Origin of the sequence: Parabacteroides bouchesdurhonensis (assembly GCF_900186615.1) — a bacterium.
Taxonomy (GTDB): domain Bacteria; phylum Bacteroidota; class Bacteroidia; order Bacteroidales; family Tannerellaceae; genus Parabacteroides; species Parabacteroides bouchesdurhonensis.
This window is the reverse complement of record NZ_LT896588.1, coordinates 1,304,231-1,322,001: the sequence shown is the minus strand read 5'-3', so window position 1 is coordinate 1,322,001 and position 17,771 is coordinate 1,304,231. Positions and strand designations below refer to the sequence as shown.

Below are 17,771 nucleotides of genomic sequence, written 5' to 3'. Positions count from 1 at the left end.
TATCAATGAGCTTTTGCGCTAGTCGGGTTTATTCTATCAAGAATCTTCCACAAGAAATATGAAAATTCACTATCTTTACGGGCTGAAACAAAGATGTATAAATTAAATCAACTATAAATGGCTTTACAATGTGGTATCGTGGGTCTTCCAAATGTAGGAAAATCTACTCTTTTCAATTGCTTATCAAATGCAAAAGCACAATCAGCAAACTTCCCGTTCTGCACAATTGAACCGAATGTTGGAGTAATTACTGTTCCAGATGAACGTTTGAATAAATTGGCAGAAATCGAGCATCCGCAACGTGTAATTCCTACGACTGTGGAAATCGTGGATATAGCGGGATTAGTAAAAGGAGCCAGTAAAGGAGAAGGGCTAGGCAACAAGTTTTTAGCAAACATCCGTGAAACAGATGCTATCTTACACGTATTGCGTTGTTTCGATGATGATAATATTGTTCACGTAGATGGTCGTGTAGATCCGGTTCGAGATAAAGAAATTATTGATTATGAGCTCCAAATTAAGGACCTCGAAACAATAGACAGCCGTATCGCCAAAGTACAGAAACAAGCGCAGACCGGCGGCGATAAGCAAGCGAAAGTAGCTTATGAAGTACTATGCAAATACAAAGAGGCTTTAGAACAAGGAAAAAGTGCACGTACTGTTTCTTTCGACACAAAAGATGAAGAAAAAATAGCTCATGATCTGTTTTTATTAACCAACAAGCCTGTAATGTATATCTGTAATGTAGACGAGGCTAGTACGGTAAATGGTAATAAATATGTAGAAGCTGTACGTGAGGCAGTAAAAGATGAAGATGCCCAGATATTGGTGGTTGCTGCCAAAATAGAAAGCGAGATTGCTGAATTTGACACCTTTGAAGAACGGCAAATGTTTTTACAGGAAATAGGCTTGAACGAATCCGGAGTAAGCCGCTTGATTAAATCGGCCTATAAATTATTGAATCTGCAAACCTTTTTAACTGCCGGTCCAGACGAAGTTCGTGCCTGGACCTTCCATAAAGGTTGGAAAGCTCCTCAATGTGCAGGTGTTATTCATACAGATTTTGAAAAGGGATTTATTCGTGCCGAAGTTATTAAATACGATGATTATATCTCCTACGGCTCAGAAAATGCAGTTAAAGAAGCCGGTAAAATGAGTGTAGAAGGAAAAGAGTACATTGTGCAAGACGGTGATATAATGCATTTCCGTTTCAATGTTTAAACTAATACAGCAGAACTTATATAAAGGACAGGGAGTTTATTTTCTTCTGTCCTTTTTTATTATATTCTGTTTACTATTTTCTATACTCGGAAGGCATCATTCCCGTACATTTTATAAAGGCACGCCGAAACGTACTGATAGAGTGAAAACCGGAACGTTCGGCAATTTCTTGTATACTTGTCATTGGTTCAGCTTCCAGCAAACGTTTACTCTCTTCTATCCTAAAACTATTTACATAATCAGAAAACGAACATCCCAATTCTTTATTGAATAATTGAGACAAATAAGAACGACTAATAGGAAATACACGCTGCAAGTCAGTAAGACGCAAATCTTCTCTCAAATAAGGTTTTTCCCGTTCAAACCACGTATATACATCCTCAACATAACGTTTAGTGAGCATAGAATGTTGTTCGTCATCCTCTTCGTCATTTTCATTACAATAAGACAAATCCCAACCTTTTTCAAAAGAATGATCCAATTCTATAACCTTAAGAAATAATGCTTTATAAAAGAAATAATACCATACTATAAGAAGTATTGCTTTATCAATCACATAAAGTATAGGTTTATCCGTCAACAAAAGTACCAGATAAAAGACATATAAAATTACTAAAATGACCATGATTTTCTTCAACCAGTTCAAATCATAGTCCTCCGGATTAGAAACATTTTCGCTTAAGTATTTTGTAAATTCCTTACTATATTTCAACACCAGATACACAGGTAAAGTCATATATATTAATGTAAATAGCAACAATACCAAACGTAAAAACATATCTAAATCAAAATTGACAAAAACATCCTTCAAAGAATAATAAACATGTATTTCTCCTCCGGCCAAACGATAAATAAAAAATGATAAACCGCTAATTAATAAAGGACTTATAAAGAGCAAAAAACGTTTCAATGTTAAATATCTAGGTCTAAGTACTTCTATTACATAGCAAGCCAAACTAGCAGAGACAAGGCAACCGGTAACAAGAACATCAGGATGGAAAACTTCTTTTGAATCATTTACATATAAATTGACAGAGACACGTACTGCTGCTAAAAAAGCCCACAGCAACATACTCCAACCAAGAATCTGTTTAGCCCGGTTATCACGAGCTTTCAATAATAAAGTAAGACCTCCAAAAAAACAGAACCCCAATATTTGTAAACTTAATAAAAACTGAATTTTGTCCAACATAATAGTAATCCTCTTCTATAATATAAACAAAATGAAACCTTAAATGTTTCATTTGCTTCTTTACCGGATAATATGACGCTAGTAGATTATTTGAACCATGAATTTTTATACGATTTCACCGTCAATTTATATCTATTGCTCCTTCTTTCTTCTAAAACTGCCAGATATTTGCATTCGTAACAAATGAATTACAAAAATAGAATAAAAATGAAAAAGTTACTATTATTCATGATTCTCACAGCAGGTATATATAGTTGTTCAGGCGACAATTGTCTTATATCTATAGATAGCTTTGAGTTCAAAGAAAAACCATTACAGATATATACAAAAGTCTTAACAACAAAATCACCTAACTTAATACAGGAATTCACAAATGGAGCTATTATCGGATTACACGTAACATCAGGCAATGTAGGAGAAGTTTATCGGAAAAATATAGATTACAAAAATGTAAAATCAACAGCCTATCTGGAAAACAGCAAAATTTGTTGGAAACAAGAACCGGATATTTCTCTTAACTCAGAAATAACAACTGTATACGCTTACTATCCATATCAACCACAAACAGATTTTAATGCAACACACATCCCTGTTAAAATATCCCCAGATGCAACACAAACTGATGATTATATGTATGGAACACTAGCAACCGGACAAAAAAGTGTAAACAATATGTCACCAATAGCCCTACTCACAATGAATCACGCTTTATCTCTTATCTCCTTTGAAGTAAAAACAGATATAAAAGCAGACAGCTTTTTGCTAAATGGTATCCAATTAGGAAATAAGGCAGGAGGAAATAAATTATATAGTGAGGGTACGATGGATATAGCTTCCGGAACAATTACCGGTTCTACAGGAATCTGTTCTCCTACAAAATTAACTACAGAATCACCTATTCAGTTAACTACAACACACTGTAGGCCAATACAAATAATGGTAATTCCAACAAACAATATCATTGAAGAAGGAGATATTGAAGCACTTTTCTTTATTAACAATAAAACATATAGATATTTAATTCCAACAAATACGGAATGGCAAAAAGGATATAAATATCAGTATAAATTGACTTTTAACGGAAATTCTTTACTACTGGATAAAATATTGATAGACAATTGGATTCCTAAAGAAGAAAATAATATATCTAAAAATTTTATATAAGTTTTTATGTTTTGGTTCATGGAAATGTAAAGCACGTATAGATGTGCTTTACAGGTGCAAAACCAATGTTAGGCTCATTACCTAACATTGGTGGCCACACCAAATATCAATGATTATTCCGGTCTTAAAAAAAGGCCGTCTACATATATAATCCAGCCCGTACCTAAAATTGGTACGGACTAAAACTTATAAAACCGGTTTCGTCTAAAAAAACCTCAAATATTGAGATTATTATTCCCTCTCAACTTATCGCCAACAACACTCTTCTATTTAATCATAACCCAGACGAAACCGGTTTTTTTCTTTTTCAAGAATATAGTAAAATGTCACTAAAAAGTCATTTTTACATAGATATTACTATTCAACATCTTAAATCAATTAACATTTCGAAACCGAGATTGCCCATTTCAAAACAATGAAAAAAAATTCACATTCAAGTGTTTATTAAGTTGTGGAAAGTCCCACAAAATTAAAACAAAATGAATAAACTTATTTTTTTAATTTTCCTGTTCTGCTTTACTAACTGTTCTGATGAGAATAATCCTTCTTTATCAAGAGATTCACATCAGAAAAAACTCTGTATTATTACAAAAATACTAACAATTAAATCTAGTACGTTTATGGAGCAATTTTCTGCCGGTTCAGCGTTAGGGCTTTACATTACTTCCGAAAAAGCAGACAGATTACCTAATGGTATTTGTAAGTTTAAAAATGTAAAAATTGTTGCACTCAATTCTAAGAAAAATGGTATTATATGGAAACAATCATCTTCTATCTATTTGAAAGATAATGAACCATTAAGGGTTTATGCTTATCATCCTTATCAAGAAAATTTATCTTGTCCGGCAACACATATCCCGATACAGGTATCTCCTATAGCCATATTAACACATGACTATATGTATGGAACACATACAAAAGGACATAAAGCTGTAAATGTTCATTGTCCATATGCTTTACTTTCTATGAAACATGCTTTATCCCTATTATTTTTCCAAATAAGAATGGACAAAAACTATAAATCCGAAATTTTAGATTCTTATCAACTTAGCGCCATCCAAGTAGGGAATAAAGCAGGAGGAAGTATATTATGTAATAAAGGGACACTAGACATCACTTCAGGACAAATAAATTACGGCTCTCATCCATCTACCGCATCAACCCGGTTAAATATGGATACTTCTGTAACTTTAAATTGTGATTCTTACAAAACATTTAAAATAATGGTTATGCCAACTATACATCCTACTGTTAAAGAAGGAGATATAGAAGTCATTTTCATTATTAATGGAAAATCTTACAAATATCGGCTACCAAAGCAAACGCAATGGGATAAAGGTTACCAATACTTATATAGTTTTCGTTTTGACGGAAAAAATATAAAACTGGAGAAATATAACAGAAAAAGTTGGATTTCGGGAAATAACAGGGACTTTTTCCTTCCCTAAAAACAATCCAACATATAATTAACAATCTAATATTAACAGGGACTTTCCACAATTACCCGGATATAAAGTTTTGTATATCCGGGTATGAAACCAGGTTTAATTTTTTCCCGTAATAATCTTTTTAATCTCACTCAATTTATTCAACGCTTCCAAAGGAGTTAGATTATTTACATCCGTATTATTAATCTCATCTCTAACTTGACTTAATATAGGATCATCCAACTGGAAAAAACTTAATTGATATCCCTCTGCAGCAGCTGCTATTTCTTTTACAGGTTTACTACTTATTCCATCTTGGCGATTTTCATTCTCAAGCTGTTTTAATATCTCATTAGACCTTTTTACGATACTCTTAGGCATACCAGCCATCTTGGCCACATGAATACCAAAACTATGTTCACTCCCACCAAGTACCAGTTTCCGTAAAAATATTACCTTATTATTTACCTCCTTAACCGATACATTATAATTTTTAATACGCCGGAAAGACCGTTCCATTTCATTCAATTCATGATAATGCGTAGCAAATAAAGTCTTGGCACGAGCATTCGGGTGTTCGTGAATATATTCTACAATGGCCCACGCAATAGATATACCATCATATGTACTTGTTCCACGTCCTAATTCATCAAATAAAACCAAACTTTTAGAAGATAGATTATTCAAAATATCGGCGGCTTCATTCATTTCTACCATAAACGTAGATTCTCCCAACGAAATATTATCAGAAGCCCCTACCCTTGTAAAAATCTTATCCACAATACCTATTTGAGCACTTTCAGCAGGCACAAAACAACCTATTTGAGCCATTAATGTAATTAATGCTGTTTGCCGAAGTAATGCAGATTTACCAGCCATATTCGGACCTGTAATAATAATAATCTGTTGTTTTTCATCATCCAGATAAACATCATTGGCAATATAAGGTTCACCCAAAGGCAATTGTTTTTCAATTACCGGATGACGGCCTTGTTTTATATCTATCATTTCCCGATCATTTACTACCGGACGAATATATTTATTACTTTCAGCCGCCTTGGCAAAAGAAAGAAGACAATCTATACGACCAATCAAATTTGCATTTACTTGAATAGGAGGAATATAATCAGTTAACGTCAAAACTAATTCATTAAAAAGACGTGTTTCCAAAGAAAGTATTTTTTCTTCTGCACCTAATATCTTTTCTTCATACTCTTTAAGTTCTTCTGTAATATAACGCTCGGCATTTACCAATGTTTGTTTACGTATCCATTCAGCCGGAACTTTATCTTTATGCGCATTACGAACCTCAATATAATACCCAAACACATTGTTAAAAGCGATTTTTAAACTTGGTATTCCCGTCTTTTCTATTTCACGTTGCTGTACTTGCAGCAAATAATCTTTACCGGAATAAGCTATAGAACGCAATTCATCCAACTCTTCATTAACTCCTTTAGCAATAATACCGCCTTTGTTAACCAATGAAGGCGGGTCATTACTTATCTCTTTATCTATTTTTTCACTAATTAAAGCACACGCATTCAGCTGCTCTCCTATCCTACATAAACTAGGTTCTTCACTCGCTATACAAGCCTCTTTAATAGGTTCAATAGCACGTAAAGCCACTTTTAATTGAACAACTTCACGAGGCGATACACGTCCTACTGCCACTTTGGAAATAATACGTTCCAAATCCCCTATTTGTTCTAATTGCATATCCAGCAATTCTTTTATTTCCGGATGACGGAAGAAATAATCAACTACATCCTGGCGCTCCTGAATAGGTTTAACATCTTTCAAAGGGAATAAAATCCAACGGCGAAGCATACGTGACCCCATAGGAGATACCGTTTTATCTATTACATCCAACAAACTGGTTCCTTCATCATTCATAGTTCCTACCAGTTCCAGACTACGTACTGTAAACTTATCCAAACGCACATACCTATCTTCCTCTATGCGCGAAAGAGATGTAATATGTGAAATATGAGTATGCTGTGTTTGATCCAAATAATAAAGAATTGCCCCAGAAGCAATTATCCCAAACTTTAAATGCTGTACTCCGAATCCTTTCAAGTTTTTTGTTTCAAAATGCTTCAATAAACGATCTTGAGCAGCTTCAGAAGTAAATATCCAGTCTTCAAGTTCAAAAACAAAAAAACGGGGACCAAAACATTCTTCAAAACGCTTTTTATTATTTCTTTCAATTAAGACTTCCTTAGGCGAAAAATTATTCAATAATTTATCTATATAATCAGGAGTACCTTCAGCTGTCATGAATTCTCCGGTAGATATATCCAAAAAAGCAATGCCGCAAATATCTTTTCCGAAATGAATCGCTGCAAGAAAATTATTTTCCTTATGATTCAGAATATTATCATTAATAGAAACACCTGGTGTAACTAATTCCGTAACTCCTCTTTTTACCAGTTTCTTAGTCATTTTAGGATCTTCCAACTGGTCACATATAGCTACACGTTTACCGGCACGCACCAATTTTGGCAAATAAGTATCCAGCGCGTGATGAGGAAAACCAGCCATCTCTACATGTTGGGCTACCCCATTCGCACGTTTTGTTTGTACAATCCCAAGTATTTCGGCACCAATAACAGCATCTTCCCCGTACATTTCATAAAAGTCTCCTACACGGAACAACAAAATGGCATCCGGATGTTTTGCTTTTACATCAAAATACTGCTTCATTAAAGGGGTTTCTACAATCTTTGCCACTGCAATCTATTATTTAATATTTACAATTATCTGCTACAAAGGTATTATTTTTTGCTGAAGAAAGAATTCCGAAACCATCTAAATAAAGTTCTCGATGATTTGTTTAAATGATCGGGAACTTTATAAAAAATCATCCCGATGAAACAGGAAATACTAAGTTTTGATTAATCATTTATCCGATAAACTTTACTTTCGTACAAACCATACGAAATAATGAATAACAAATACAAAAAACACCTATAAAAAAGCACTGTTTACAATTACGTATATAAAATAAATAAATTCACTAACTTTGTGACCTGAAATGGAAAAGATAAAAATAAACAACAAATAATTATGGAGTATAATTTCAGAGAAATTGAAAAAAAATGGCATGAATATTGGATTGCCAATGAGGTTTACAAAGTAACAGAAAATAAAGATAAACCTAAATACTATGTGTTAGATATGTTTCCTTACCCATCAGGAGCAGGCTTGCATGTAGGTCATCCGCTCGGTTATATAGCCTCTGATATTTATTCCCGCTATAAACGGTTACAGGGTTTCAACGTATTGCATCCGATGGGATATGATGCTTACGGTCTGCCGGCCGAACAATATGCCATTCAAACCGGACAACATCCCGAAGTTACTACTAAACAAAACATTGCCCGTTATCGTGAGCAAATGGATAAAATAGGTTTCAGTTACGATTGGAGCCGCGAGATCCGTACCTGCGATCCCGAATATTACCACTGGACACAATGGGCATTTATCAAAATGTTCAACAGTTACTATTGCAACGACGAAAAGCAGGCACGCCCTATCAGCGAACTAGTTGCCGCTTTCGAACAGGTCGGAACCGAGGGCCTAAACGTTGCCTGCGGCGAAGAAATGAGTTTCACTGCCGAAGAATGGAAAGCAAAAAGCAATAAAGAAAAACAAGCAATACTTCTGAATTATCGTATCGCTTATCTGGGTGATACTATGGTAAACTGGTGTTCCGAACTGGGAACTGTACTGGCTAACGATGAGGTTGTAAACGGTGTTTCCGAACGTGGTGGTTATCCGGTAGAACAAAAGATGATGCGCCAGTGGTGCCTGCGTGTATCGGCTTACGCACAACGACTGTTGGATGGTTTGGATACAATAGACTGGACAGACTCATTGAAAGAGACACAACGCAACTGGATAGGTCGCAGCGAAGGTGCCGAAGTAAACTTCAAAGTAAAAGACAGCGATCTGGAATTTACCATCTTTACCACCCGTGCAGACACTATGTTCGGTGTTACTTTCATGGTATTGGCTCCCGAAAGTGAATTAGTTGAGCAATTAACTACTCCGCAGCAAAAACAGGAAGTAGATGCCTATCTGGATCGTACTAAAAAACGTACCGAACGCGAACGTATTGCAGACCGTCAGGTAACAGGTGTATTCAGCGGATCATATGCCATCAACCCGTTTACCGGAGATGCAGTACCCGTATGGATCAGCGATTATGTACTGGCTGGATATGGAACAGGAGCCATCATGGCAGTTCCGGCACACGATAGCCGCGACTATGCTTTTGCCAAACATTTCAACCTGCCTATCATTCCGCTGATCGAAGGTTGCGACGTAAGCGAAGAAAGTTTCGATGCCAAAGAAGGCATCGTTTGCAACTCGCCGAGACCGAACGTAACTCCCTACTGCGAACTGTCATTAAACGGATTGACAGTAAAAGAAGCCATTGCCACTACCAAAAAGTATGTAGCTGAACATAAACTGGGACGTGTAAAAATAAATTATCGTCTGCGTGATGCAATTTTTAGCCGTCAACGCTATTGGGGCGAACCGTTCCCGGTTTATTATGATGCCGACGGAATGCCTCAAATGTTACCTTTAGAATCATTGCCATTGCGATTGCCGGAAGTTGATAAGTTCCTCCCTACTGCAACCGGTGAACCTCCATTGGGACATGCTATCAAGTGGGCATGGGATTCTGTAAATAAAAAGGTTGTTGAAACATCTAAAATAGATAATAAAACCATTTTTCCACTGGAACTTTGTACAATGCCGGGGTTTGCAGGTTCTTCCGCTTACTACCTGCGCTATATGGACCCGCACAACGACAAAGGATTAGTAGACAAACAAGTTGACGAATATTGGCGCAATGTAGACCTTTATATAGGAGGAACAGAACATGCTACCGGTCACCTTATCTACAGCCGTTTCTGGAACAAATTTCTTTATGATATGGGAGTTGTCTGCGAAGAAGAACCGTTCAAGAAACTAATTAATCAGGGTATGATTCAGGGACGTTCCAACTTCGTGTATCGTATCAAAGATACCAACACATTTGTATCTTTGAACTTGAAGGATCAATACGAAGTAACTCCTCTACACGTGGATGTAAACATCGTATCCAACGATATACTCGACACGGAAGCTTTCAAGAATTGGCGTCCGGAATACAACAACGCTGAATTTATTCTGGAAGACGGTAAATATATCTGCGGATGGGCTGTTGAAAAAATGTCAAAGTCTATGTTCAACGTAGTGAACCCGGATATGATCGTCGAAAAATACGGAGCAGATACATTGCGTTTGTATGAAATGTTCCTAGGCCCGTTAGAACAATCCAAGCCCTGGGATACAAACGGTATCGACGGTGTTCACCGTTTCCTGAAAAAGCTTTGGACATTATTCTATGGAAATACCGAAAGCTTGCAGATCACGGATGCTGAACCAACAGCTGAGGAATTGAAATCATTACATAAACTGATTAAGAAAGTAACATTCGATATTGAGCATTTCTCTTACAATACTTCTATCAGTGCTTTCATGATCTGTATTAATGAATTAAGCAGCCTGAAATATAATAAGCGTGCTATTCTGGAGCAACTGATTATCTTGCTTGCCCCGTTCGCACCGCATATTGCAGAAGAGTTATGGCATGAATGTGGTCATACCACCACTATCTGCGATGCTCCATGGCCACAGCACAATGAAGAGTACCTGAAAGAAAACTCAGTTACTTATGTCATCTCATTCAACGGAAAAGCCCGTTTTAATCTGGAACTTCCGGCCGATATGCCTCGTGAAGAAGTAGAGAAAGTTGCTCTTAGTCACGAAAGTTCCGCTAAATGGATGGAAGGCAAGACACCTAAAAAGGTGATTGTTGTTCCAGGTAAGATCGTTAATATTGTTATTTAAATGAGAGCAGCCCAATTTTATAAAGTTTATTTTTCGATACAGGATTATCTGGTAATTATATTCGGAACTTTATTGTATGGTTTCGGCTTTAACGCATTTATCCTGTCTAATGAAATTGTGACCGGTGGTGTTAGTGGTATTTGCGCATTAATATTTTTTGCGACTAATGGCGCTATACCAGTATCTGTTTCATACTTTGTTATAAATGTGGTTTTACTATTGGCAGCACTTAAAATATTAGGTTTTAAGTTCCTTATAAAAACCATATTCGGGGTATTTTCTCTTTCCGTTTCTTTATCACTCTTTGAATGGTTGTTGAAAGGAAATCCAATTTTACATGATCAGCCATTTATGGCCATCATGATCGGTGCACTTCTTTGCGGAGCCGGATTGGGATTAGTATTTTCTGCCAATGGAAGTACAGGAGGAACCGATATTATCGGAGCTATTGTAAATAAATATAAGAATATATCTATCGGACGTGCTTTATTATTCTGTGATTTCTTTATTATCAGTTCATCATTTTTTCTATTCCACAACATAGATAAAATTGTATTTGGTTTTGTTGAAATGATAATTAGCAACTACGTTCTCGATATGGTATTAAACGGAAACCGTCAGTCCGTACAATTTTTTATATTCTCCCAGAAATATGATGAGATAGCAGATCGTATTATTCATGATTTAGGGCGTGGATGCACTATTCTTGATGGGGTTGGAGGATATTCCCGAAAACCTGTTAAAGTAGTCGTCTTGCTGGCTAAAAAATCCGAATCTGTTTCTATTTTTCGTTTGGTAAAAAAAATAGACCATCAGGCATTTATTTCGCAAAGCATTGTACGGGGAGTATATGGCGAAGGATTTGATCAGATAAAAGCATAAAATAAATATTCAAACAATTAAAAGCACTTCCATACGTTTATATTCACGGAAGTGCTTTTTTATTATACTCTTACAATGATATGAAATTAGTTTTTGCCACCAATAATGAACATAAACTGGACGAAGTTCGGAAAATGACAGCGGATAAAATAGAAATCATAAGTTTGGCTGATATAAATTGTCATGACGACATACCCGAAACGGCAGATACTTTAGAAGGAAATGCTTTGCAAAAAGCACGCTATATAAAGGAAAAATATGGTTATGATTGTTTTGCCGACGATACCGGGTTGGAAGTAGAAGCTTTAAACAATGCTCCGGGCGTTTACTCAGCCCGTTATGCAGGTCCTGGACACAATTCGGAAGCCAATATGAAAAAGCTTTTATCAGAAATGGAAGGCAAAGAAAATCGTAAAGCACGTTTTCGGACAGTTATAGCCATTATTTTAAATAATAAGGAGTATTTATTCGAAGGTGTTGTAAACGGCTCTATTTTGACAGAAAAGAGGGGGAAAAACGGCTTTGGTTACGATCCTGTATTTGTCCCTGATAATTATACAGAATCTTTTGCAGAAATGGGTGATATAAAAAATAAGATCAGTCATCGTGCAGAAGCAGTAAAAAAATTAAGTACTTTTTTATTAAACGGCATATTTTAGTTATATGAAACGTCTATATATTATATTATTATTCATTTTCGTAATTGCAAATACAGTATTTTCAGATAACTCATCAAGCGATAGATGGAAAACTTATTTGTCATACTATAATACACGCATTGTAGAGAAAGCAGCAGATAAAGTATTTGTTGTTGCGGAAGGTGATTTACCTTATAATATAAAGAAGGATGAAGTAAAACCACAAGGATCTTTATATTCTTATACAAAAGAAGATAACAGTATTAAAGAATACAATAAACTTACCGGTTTAAATGACAGTCAAATTTCATTTATTAAATACAATACTAATACCAAATCTCTCCTTATTATCTATAATAACTGGAACATAGATATTATAGATAATAATATCGTAACCAATCTTCCTTATCTTTACAACAACACTAACATAACTGATAAAGACGTTAATTCTGTATTGTTATATAACGAATACGCTTATATATCCACCAATTTCGGTATTATGGTAGTCAATATGAAAAAGAAAGAAATAACAGATACATATAATCTTTCTGTCATTACTACATCATGTATTATCAATAATAACAAAATATATGCTTCTACTTCAGATGGTATATTGGAAGCATCTTTAAATGATAATTTATTAGATAAAAATAATTGGAAAGAGTATTTCATCAATACTTCTTTATTCAATAATAAAGACATCAATACATTACTGCTTTTTCAAGGTAAAATATGCTTTTTCGTAAAGAATAACGGAATTTATTATGAAGACAATAATACAATAATTCCTATAATTACTAATACCACCATATCAAGCGTTAAATTAATAGCTAATAAATTAGCTTGTATATGTTCTAATCAATTCTACATTTTTTCTGATCTGGATAAATACGACCAAGTAAACAATATAAGTATTAATGATATATCATCTGCTGACAAAACGGATTCTTACTGGATAGCAAACGGTACTTCCGGATTAAAATATATAACAAAAAATACTTCCGGTGCATATAGCGTAAATAGTGATCCTATTATTATAAACAGTCCTAAATACAATAATTCTTACAGAGTATTATGCAACAATTCAAAAGTTTATGTAATACCGGGTGGAAAATCATCAAACAACAATCCTTTAGGTTATCAAGGAGAAATAATGGTTTATGATTATGATAAATGGAGCATAATATCACCTAAAACAGGTATGAGAAACTTTACGAGCATTGCTATTGATCCGAAGAATGATGAAAACATATTTGTTACTGCTTACAATAATGGAGCAGCACTGTTTGCCGGTTCCGATTTTTATAAGTATGATACTTCAAACAGTACAATTGAAAGTGCTATTTCAGTTCCTTCAAGCAAGGCTTACATGAACATAGATGGAGCGACTTTCGATAAATATGGAAATATATGGATGAATAATTCAGAAGCCAATACACCTATTAAAGTAATGGATACTGATGGTAAATGGCATAGTATAGCTTGTCCTCCTCTTTATAACCAATATACACTAAATAGTATATTGATTACTTCGACAGATAAAAAATGGTTTAACATTCCACGAGTAAATCCTAAAATAGTTGTATTGGATAACAACAGAACAATAGATGATTCTGATGACACGTATATGGAATATACCAACTTTATAGATCAAGATGGTAATAATTTCAGCCCTAACAGTTACAACTGCATGGCAGAAGATAAAAATAACCAAGTTTGGATTGGAACCAGTAAAGGCGCTATTTATATTACTAATCCAGACAAAGCCGCTGCTTCTGTTGTTCGTTGTATACGCATAAAACTTACTAATGAAAATGATGAACCTTATTATTTTCTTGACAATATAAAAGTAAATTGTATCACTGTCGACGGAGGGAACCAAAAATGGATTGGAACTGATGGTAATGGTGTTTATGTATTATCGGCCGATAATCAAGAAATAGTTCATTACTTCAATACAAGCAACAGTTTATTAATATCCGATGTAATTTATTCTATTGATATTAATGATGAAACAGGAGAAGTATTTATGGGTACTGATAAAGGACTCGTATCTTATAAAGGTGAAGCTACAAAAGGAAAAGAAAATTATTCCGACGTATATGCTTATCCAAATCCTGTAAGGCCTGATTTTAATGATAAAGTAACAATTACCGGATTAATGGACAATTCAAATATAAAAATAACCGATATAAACGGAAACATACTTTATCAAACCAAATCAATTGGTGGACAGGCAACCTGGAATTGTAAGAACAAATCAGGCAGTCGGGTTTCTACAGGTATTTATTTAGTATTAATATCTACAAACGAAGGTTCTGAAAGCGTTGTTACTAAAATAGCTGTGATTAAATAATAGAATTGAAAAGGATACTATAATCCTAGTTTCTCCGATATTTCCAACATTTTCTTAATTGGCTTTATAGCTTTCTTTTGAATTTCCTCATCTACAAATATTTCAGGTAATTCATATTTCAGACAGTTATAAAGCTTTTCCATTGTGTTTAAACGCATAAAACTACATTCATTGCATGCACAGGTACTATCATTCGGAGGAGCAGGAATAAAGTCCTTGTAAGGACTCTGCTTACGCATTTCATGAATAACGCCACTTTCAGTCGCTACAATGAATTGTTTTCTATCAGACTTAATAGTATGCTTTAATAATGCCGCAGTCGATCCTACGAAGTCTGAGACCTGTATAATAGGTTGTTTACATTCGGGATGAGTTATTACTTCTGCTTCCGGATATTGTTTCTTTAATTCTAATATCTTTTCTAAAGAGAATTGTTCATGAACATGACAAGCACCATCCCATAATAACATATTACGTCCTGTAATACCATTTATATAATTACCTAAATTACGATCTGGACCAAAAATAATCTTTGTATCTTCCGGAAAACTTTCAACAATCTGACGGGCATTGGTAGAAGTTACCACCACATCCGTTACTGCTTTAACAGCAGCTGTAGTATTTACATAAGAAATAACCGTATAACCCGGATGCTGTTTCACAAATTCTGCAAATTCAGGAGCCGGACAACTATCAGCCAAAGAACAACCGGCATTCAAATCAGGAACCAATACTTTTTTATCAGGACAAAGAATCTTTGCTGTTTCTCCCATAAAATGAACACCACATAATACAATTATGTCTGCTTTAGTTTTTGCTGCCCACTGAGCCAATGCAAGACTGTCACCTACAAAATCGGCAATATCCTGTATATCTCCGGTTTGATAATAATGAGCTAATATGATTGCGTTTTTTTCTTTACGTAATCTGTTAATCTCTTCTTTCAGATCTATATTTTTCGGTACAGGAACATCCATATATCCTATTGATTGATTTGTTGACATAGCTTTATTTTATTCGTTTTAGTTCTATCAGAAGCTATAAATAAGGCAATTATAATAGCTTATTTACAAGATATAAACTAAGTTATTAATATTCTATTTACTGATAATCTTTATATTATATAGTTATCAACAATAAGTTGATAATATGCAAAGTTATAACTTTCTTCATTATCAAATATGAAAAACGAATAAAACCATATATAAAAAGTACTTTTAACTCCTTTCGGAAGAAAATTCAGTTTCTCTCGAAAGGAAATAAAATTTCTTCCGAGAGTATTATAAAATAGGTATCTCTAAATAGTGTGTGATCAAGTTATCCACATTAATATATTATATTCTTATTATATTTATTCTTAATTAAAAAATATGATGAATATGATGTCCTGTTGAAATGGTTAAAAGATTTTCTTTATATATCTTGTATATTGAGTTATTAAGGTATATAAATTACTTATTAAAAAGATACCAACAGTATATGGTAGCTCTTATCATTTGTTTTTCTTTAAGTTACGTATTTTTATATATTATCGTTTATAATAAGTGATGTGAATAAATTTATGGAAATTATGTATGTTTATATGTGTATAGTTGATGTTGAAAGTATATAATAAATAAAGGATTATTTCTATTGCAAATATAAAATAGAGGGATGTATAATGAAGTATTTGAATAAAACAAGAATTATTTTTCATTTTATATTCACTGTTTATTAATATGTTTTCAACGGAATATTTACTTTTATTTCGTATGGAAATATCTACCTTTGCAAGGTAATAATAGATTTGGATATATGCGTAAATTGAAAGTAACAGAATTGAATCGCCTTACTCCGGAAGCGTTTAAAGAAAGTAGAAAAATACCCTTAGTAATAGTTTTAGATCATATAAGAAGCCTAAATAATGTGGGTTCTGTATTTCGTACTTCGGATGCTTTCAAAGTAGAAGCTGTTTATTTATGTGGAATAACCGCATGTCCTCCACATGTAGAAATACATAAAACGGCTTTAGGTGCCGAAGATACTGTTACCTGGAAGTATTTTGATGATACTTTGGCAGCTGTTGATAAACTTCGGCAACAAGGTTATACTGTTTGCGCAATAGAACAGGTAGAAGGAAGTATTATGTTGGATAAGCTTCTGTTGGACAAGAATAAAAAGTATGCTGTTATTATGGGAAATGAAGTAAAAGGAGTTCAACAGGCAGTTGTTGATAAATGTGATATGTGCATCGAGATACCTCAATACGGAACAAAGCATTCTTTAAATGTATCTGTAACTACCGGTATAGTTATTTGGGATTTCTTTAAACAGTTGTCAGATTAAACCGTTTTCAACCATTATAACTACTCGTTCGGTCATTGCATCTTTTCCTTTTGGATCGTATTCTGTTTTAAGGCTGGCTCCAAACATACCGGCAAACAAGTTCCAGAAGCCTGCTCTAAAACTACCCAAATAAGCCTTCAACAGATTATAACTGGATTGGTTACATTCTCTGTCAATTAGTTTAATAAGTAATTTACCTTGCGAAAAAGAAAGTTTTTTCAACTCCGGTTTATATTCTTTGAACAATTCTTTTTCCATTCGTTTAAGATGTTCATGACGAGCTTTTTCCGTAGGCAATGTTTCCATATATTCATACGTTTCTATAAGTGTTTCATATACCATTTTAGCATAAGGCAATGTGCGTTTTACATCGCGTACTAATTTATTATATTTTGCTTCTTCACGTTTATTTTTAAATTTTTCCTTGGGAAAAACGTATACTTCTCTTAAATGAACAATAGGCACTGTGTCTTTTCCATCGAAATAAGCTCTTTGTAGTCCTTCCGGAAGGATGTTCATTTTGAATGTCTGTGCACTTCCCTTAAAGAAGCAAACAGTAATAAATAATAGAAAAATATACAATCTAACTCTTGCCATACGTTGCAAAAATAGGTGATTTAATGATTTGATGTACAGGTTTTACACTATTTGACTAATTC

At 34.2% G+C, this 17,771-nt stretch carries 12 protein-coding genes; 8 read left to right on the top strand and 4 right to left on the bottom strand.

The genetic code is table 11. From position 1 onward, the window contains the following. Nucleotides 1–117 precede the first annotated feature (117 nt). The gene (gene ychF, locus C1721_RS05750; protein WP_102407513.1) at nt 118–1,221 is read left to right on the top strand and encodes a redox-regulated ATPase YchF; all 1,104 of its coding nucleotides are present in this window, start codon (nt 118–120) and stop codon (nt 1,219–1,221) included. Nucleotides 1,222–1,294: 73 nt separating this feature from the next. Here the strand turns inward: ychF and C1721_RS05745 are convergent, their stop codons facing one another. Further along, complete coding sequence (locus C1721_RS05745) at nt 1,295–2,413, bottom strand: helix-turn-helix domain-containing protein (protein WP_102407512.1); 1,119 nt, start codon at nt 2,411–2,413, stop codon at nt 1,295–1,297. Nucleotides 2,414–2,620: 207 nt separating this feature from the next. Between C1721_RS05745 and C1721_RS05740 the strand changes: the two genes are divergently transcribed. Together C1721_RS05740 and C1721_RS05735 are read left to right on the top strand one after the other, a co-directional pair. After that, the gene (locus C1721_RS05740) at nt 2,621–3,577 is read left to right on the top strand and encodes a fimbrillin family protein (protein ID WP_102409259.1); all 957 of its coding nucleotides are present in this window, start codon (nt 2,621–2,623) and stop codon (nt 3,575–3,577) included. A 479-nt stretch (nt 3,578–4,056) separates the two neighbouring features. Further along, entirely contained in the window at nt 4,057–5,025 is a 969-nt protein-coding gene (locus tag C1721_RS05735) for a fimbrillin family protein (protein WP_102407511.1), read from the top strand. 96 nt (nt 5,026–5,121) lie between these two features. Here C1721_RS05735 and mutS read toward each other — a convergent pair whose 3' ends face one another. Next, nucleotides 5,122–7,737 (bottom strand): DNA mismatch repair protein MutS, encoded by a 2,616-nt coding sequence (mutS, locus tag C1721_RS05730; protein ID WP_102407510.1) that lies wholly within the window; start codon nt 7,735–7,737, stop codon nt 5,122–5,124. A 336-nt stretch (nt 7,738–8,073) separates the two neighbouring features. Between mutS and leuS the strand changes: the two genes are divergently transcribed. From leuS to porZ, 4 genes are all read left to right on the top strand, one after another. Beyond that, nucleotides 8,074–10,911: a leucine--tRNA ligase gene (leuS, locus tag C1721_RS05725; RefSeq protein ID WP_102407509.1), complete on the top strand. Its 2,838-nt coding sequence runs from the start codon at nt 8,074–8,076 to the stop codon at nt 10,909–10,911. After that, nucleotides 10,912–11,793 (top strand): YitT family protein, encoded by an 882-nt coding sequence (locus C1721_RS05720; protein ID WP_102407508.1) that lies wholly within the window; start codon nt 10,912–10,914, stop codon nt 11,791–11,793. It abuts the gene before it with no gap. Nucleotides 11,794–11,873: 80 nt separating this feature from the next. Beyond that, nucleotides 11,874–12,452 (top strand): non-canonical purine NTP diphosphatase, encoded by a 579-nt coding sequence (locus C1721_RS05715; protein WP_102407507.1) that lies wholly within the window; start codon nt 11,874–11,876, stop codon nt 12,450–12,452. Nucleotides 12,453–12,456: 4 nt separating this feature from the next. After that, the gene (porZ, locus tag C1721_RS05710) at nt 12,457–14,787 is read left to right on the top strand and encodes a type IX secretion system anionic LPS delivery protein PorZ (RefSeq protein ID WP_102407506.1); all 2,331 of its coding nucleotides are present in this window, start codon (nt 12,457–12,459) and stop codon (nt 14,785–14,787) included. A 17-nt stretch (nt 14,788–14,804) separates the two neighbouring features. Here the strand turns inward: porZ and nadA are convergent, their stop codons facing one another. Next, on the bottom strand, nt 14,805–15,791 hold the full coding sequence (gene nadA, locus C1721_RS05705; protein WP_102407505.1) for a quinolinate synthase NadA: 987 nt from the start codon (nt 15,789–15,791) through the stop codon (nt 14,805–14,807). A gap of 790 nt (nt 15,792–16,581) precedes the next feature. Between nadA and C1721_RS05700 the strand changes: the two genes are divergently transcribed. Beyond that, nucleotides 16,582–17,112 (top strand): RNA methyltransferase, encoded by a 531-nt coding sequence (locus C1721_RS05700; RefSeq protein ID WP_102407504.1) that lies wholly within the window; start codon nt 16,582–16,584, stop codon nt 17,110–17,112. Here C1721_RS05700 and C1721_RS05695 read toward each other — a convergent pair. After that, nucleotides 17,104–17,709: a DUF4294 domain-containing protein gene (locus tag C1721_RS05695; RefSeq protein ID WP_102407503.1), complete on the bottom strand. Its 606-nt coding sequence runs from the start codon at nt 17,707–17,709 to the stop codon at nt 17,104–17,106. The genes C1721_RS05700 and C1721_RS05695 overlap by 9 nt on opposite strands. Nucleotides 17,710–17,771 lie beyond the last annotated feature (62 nt).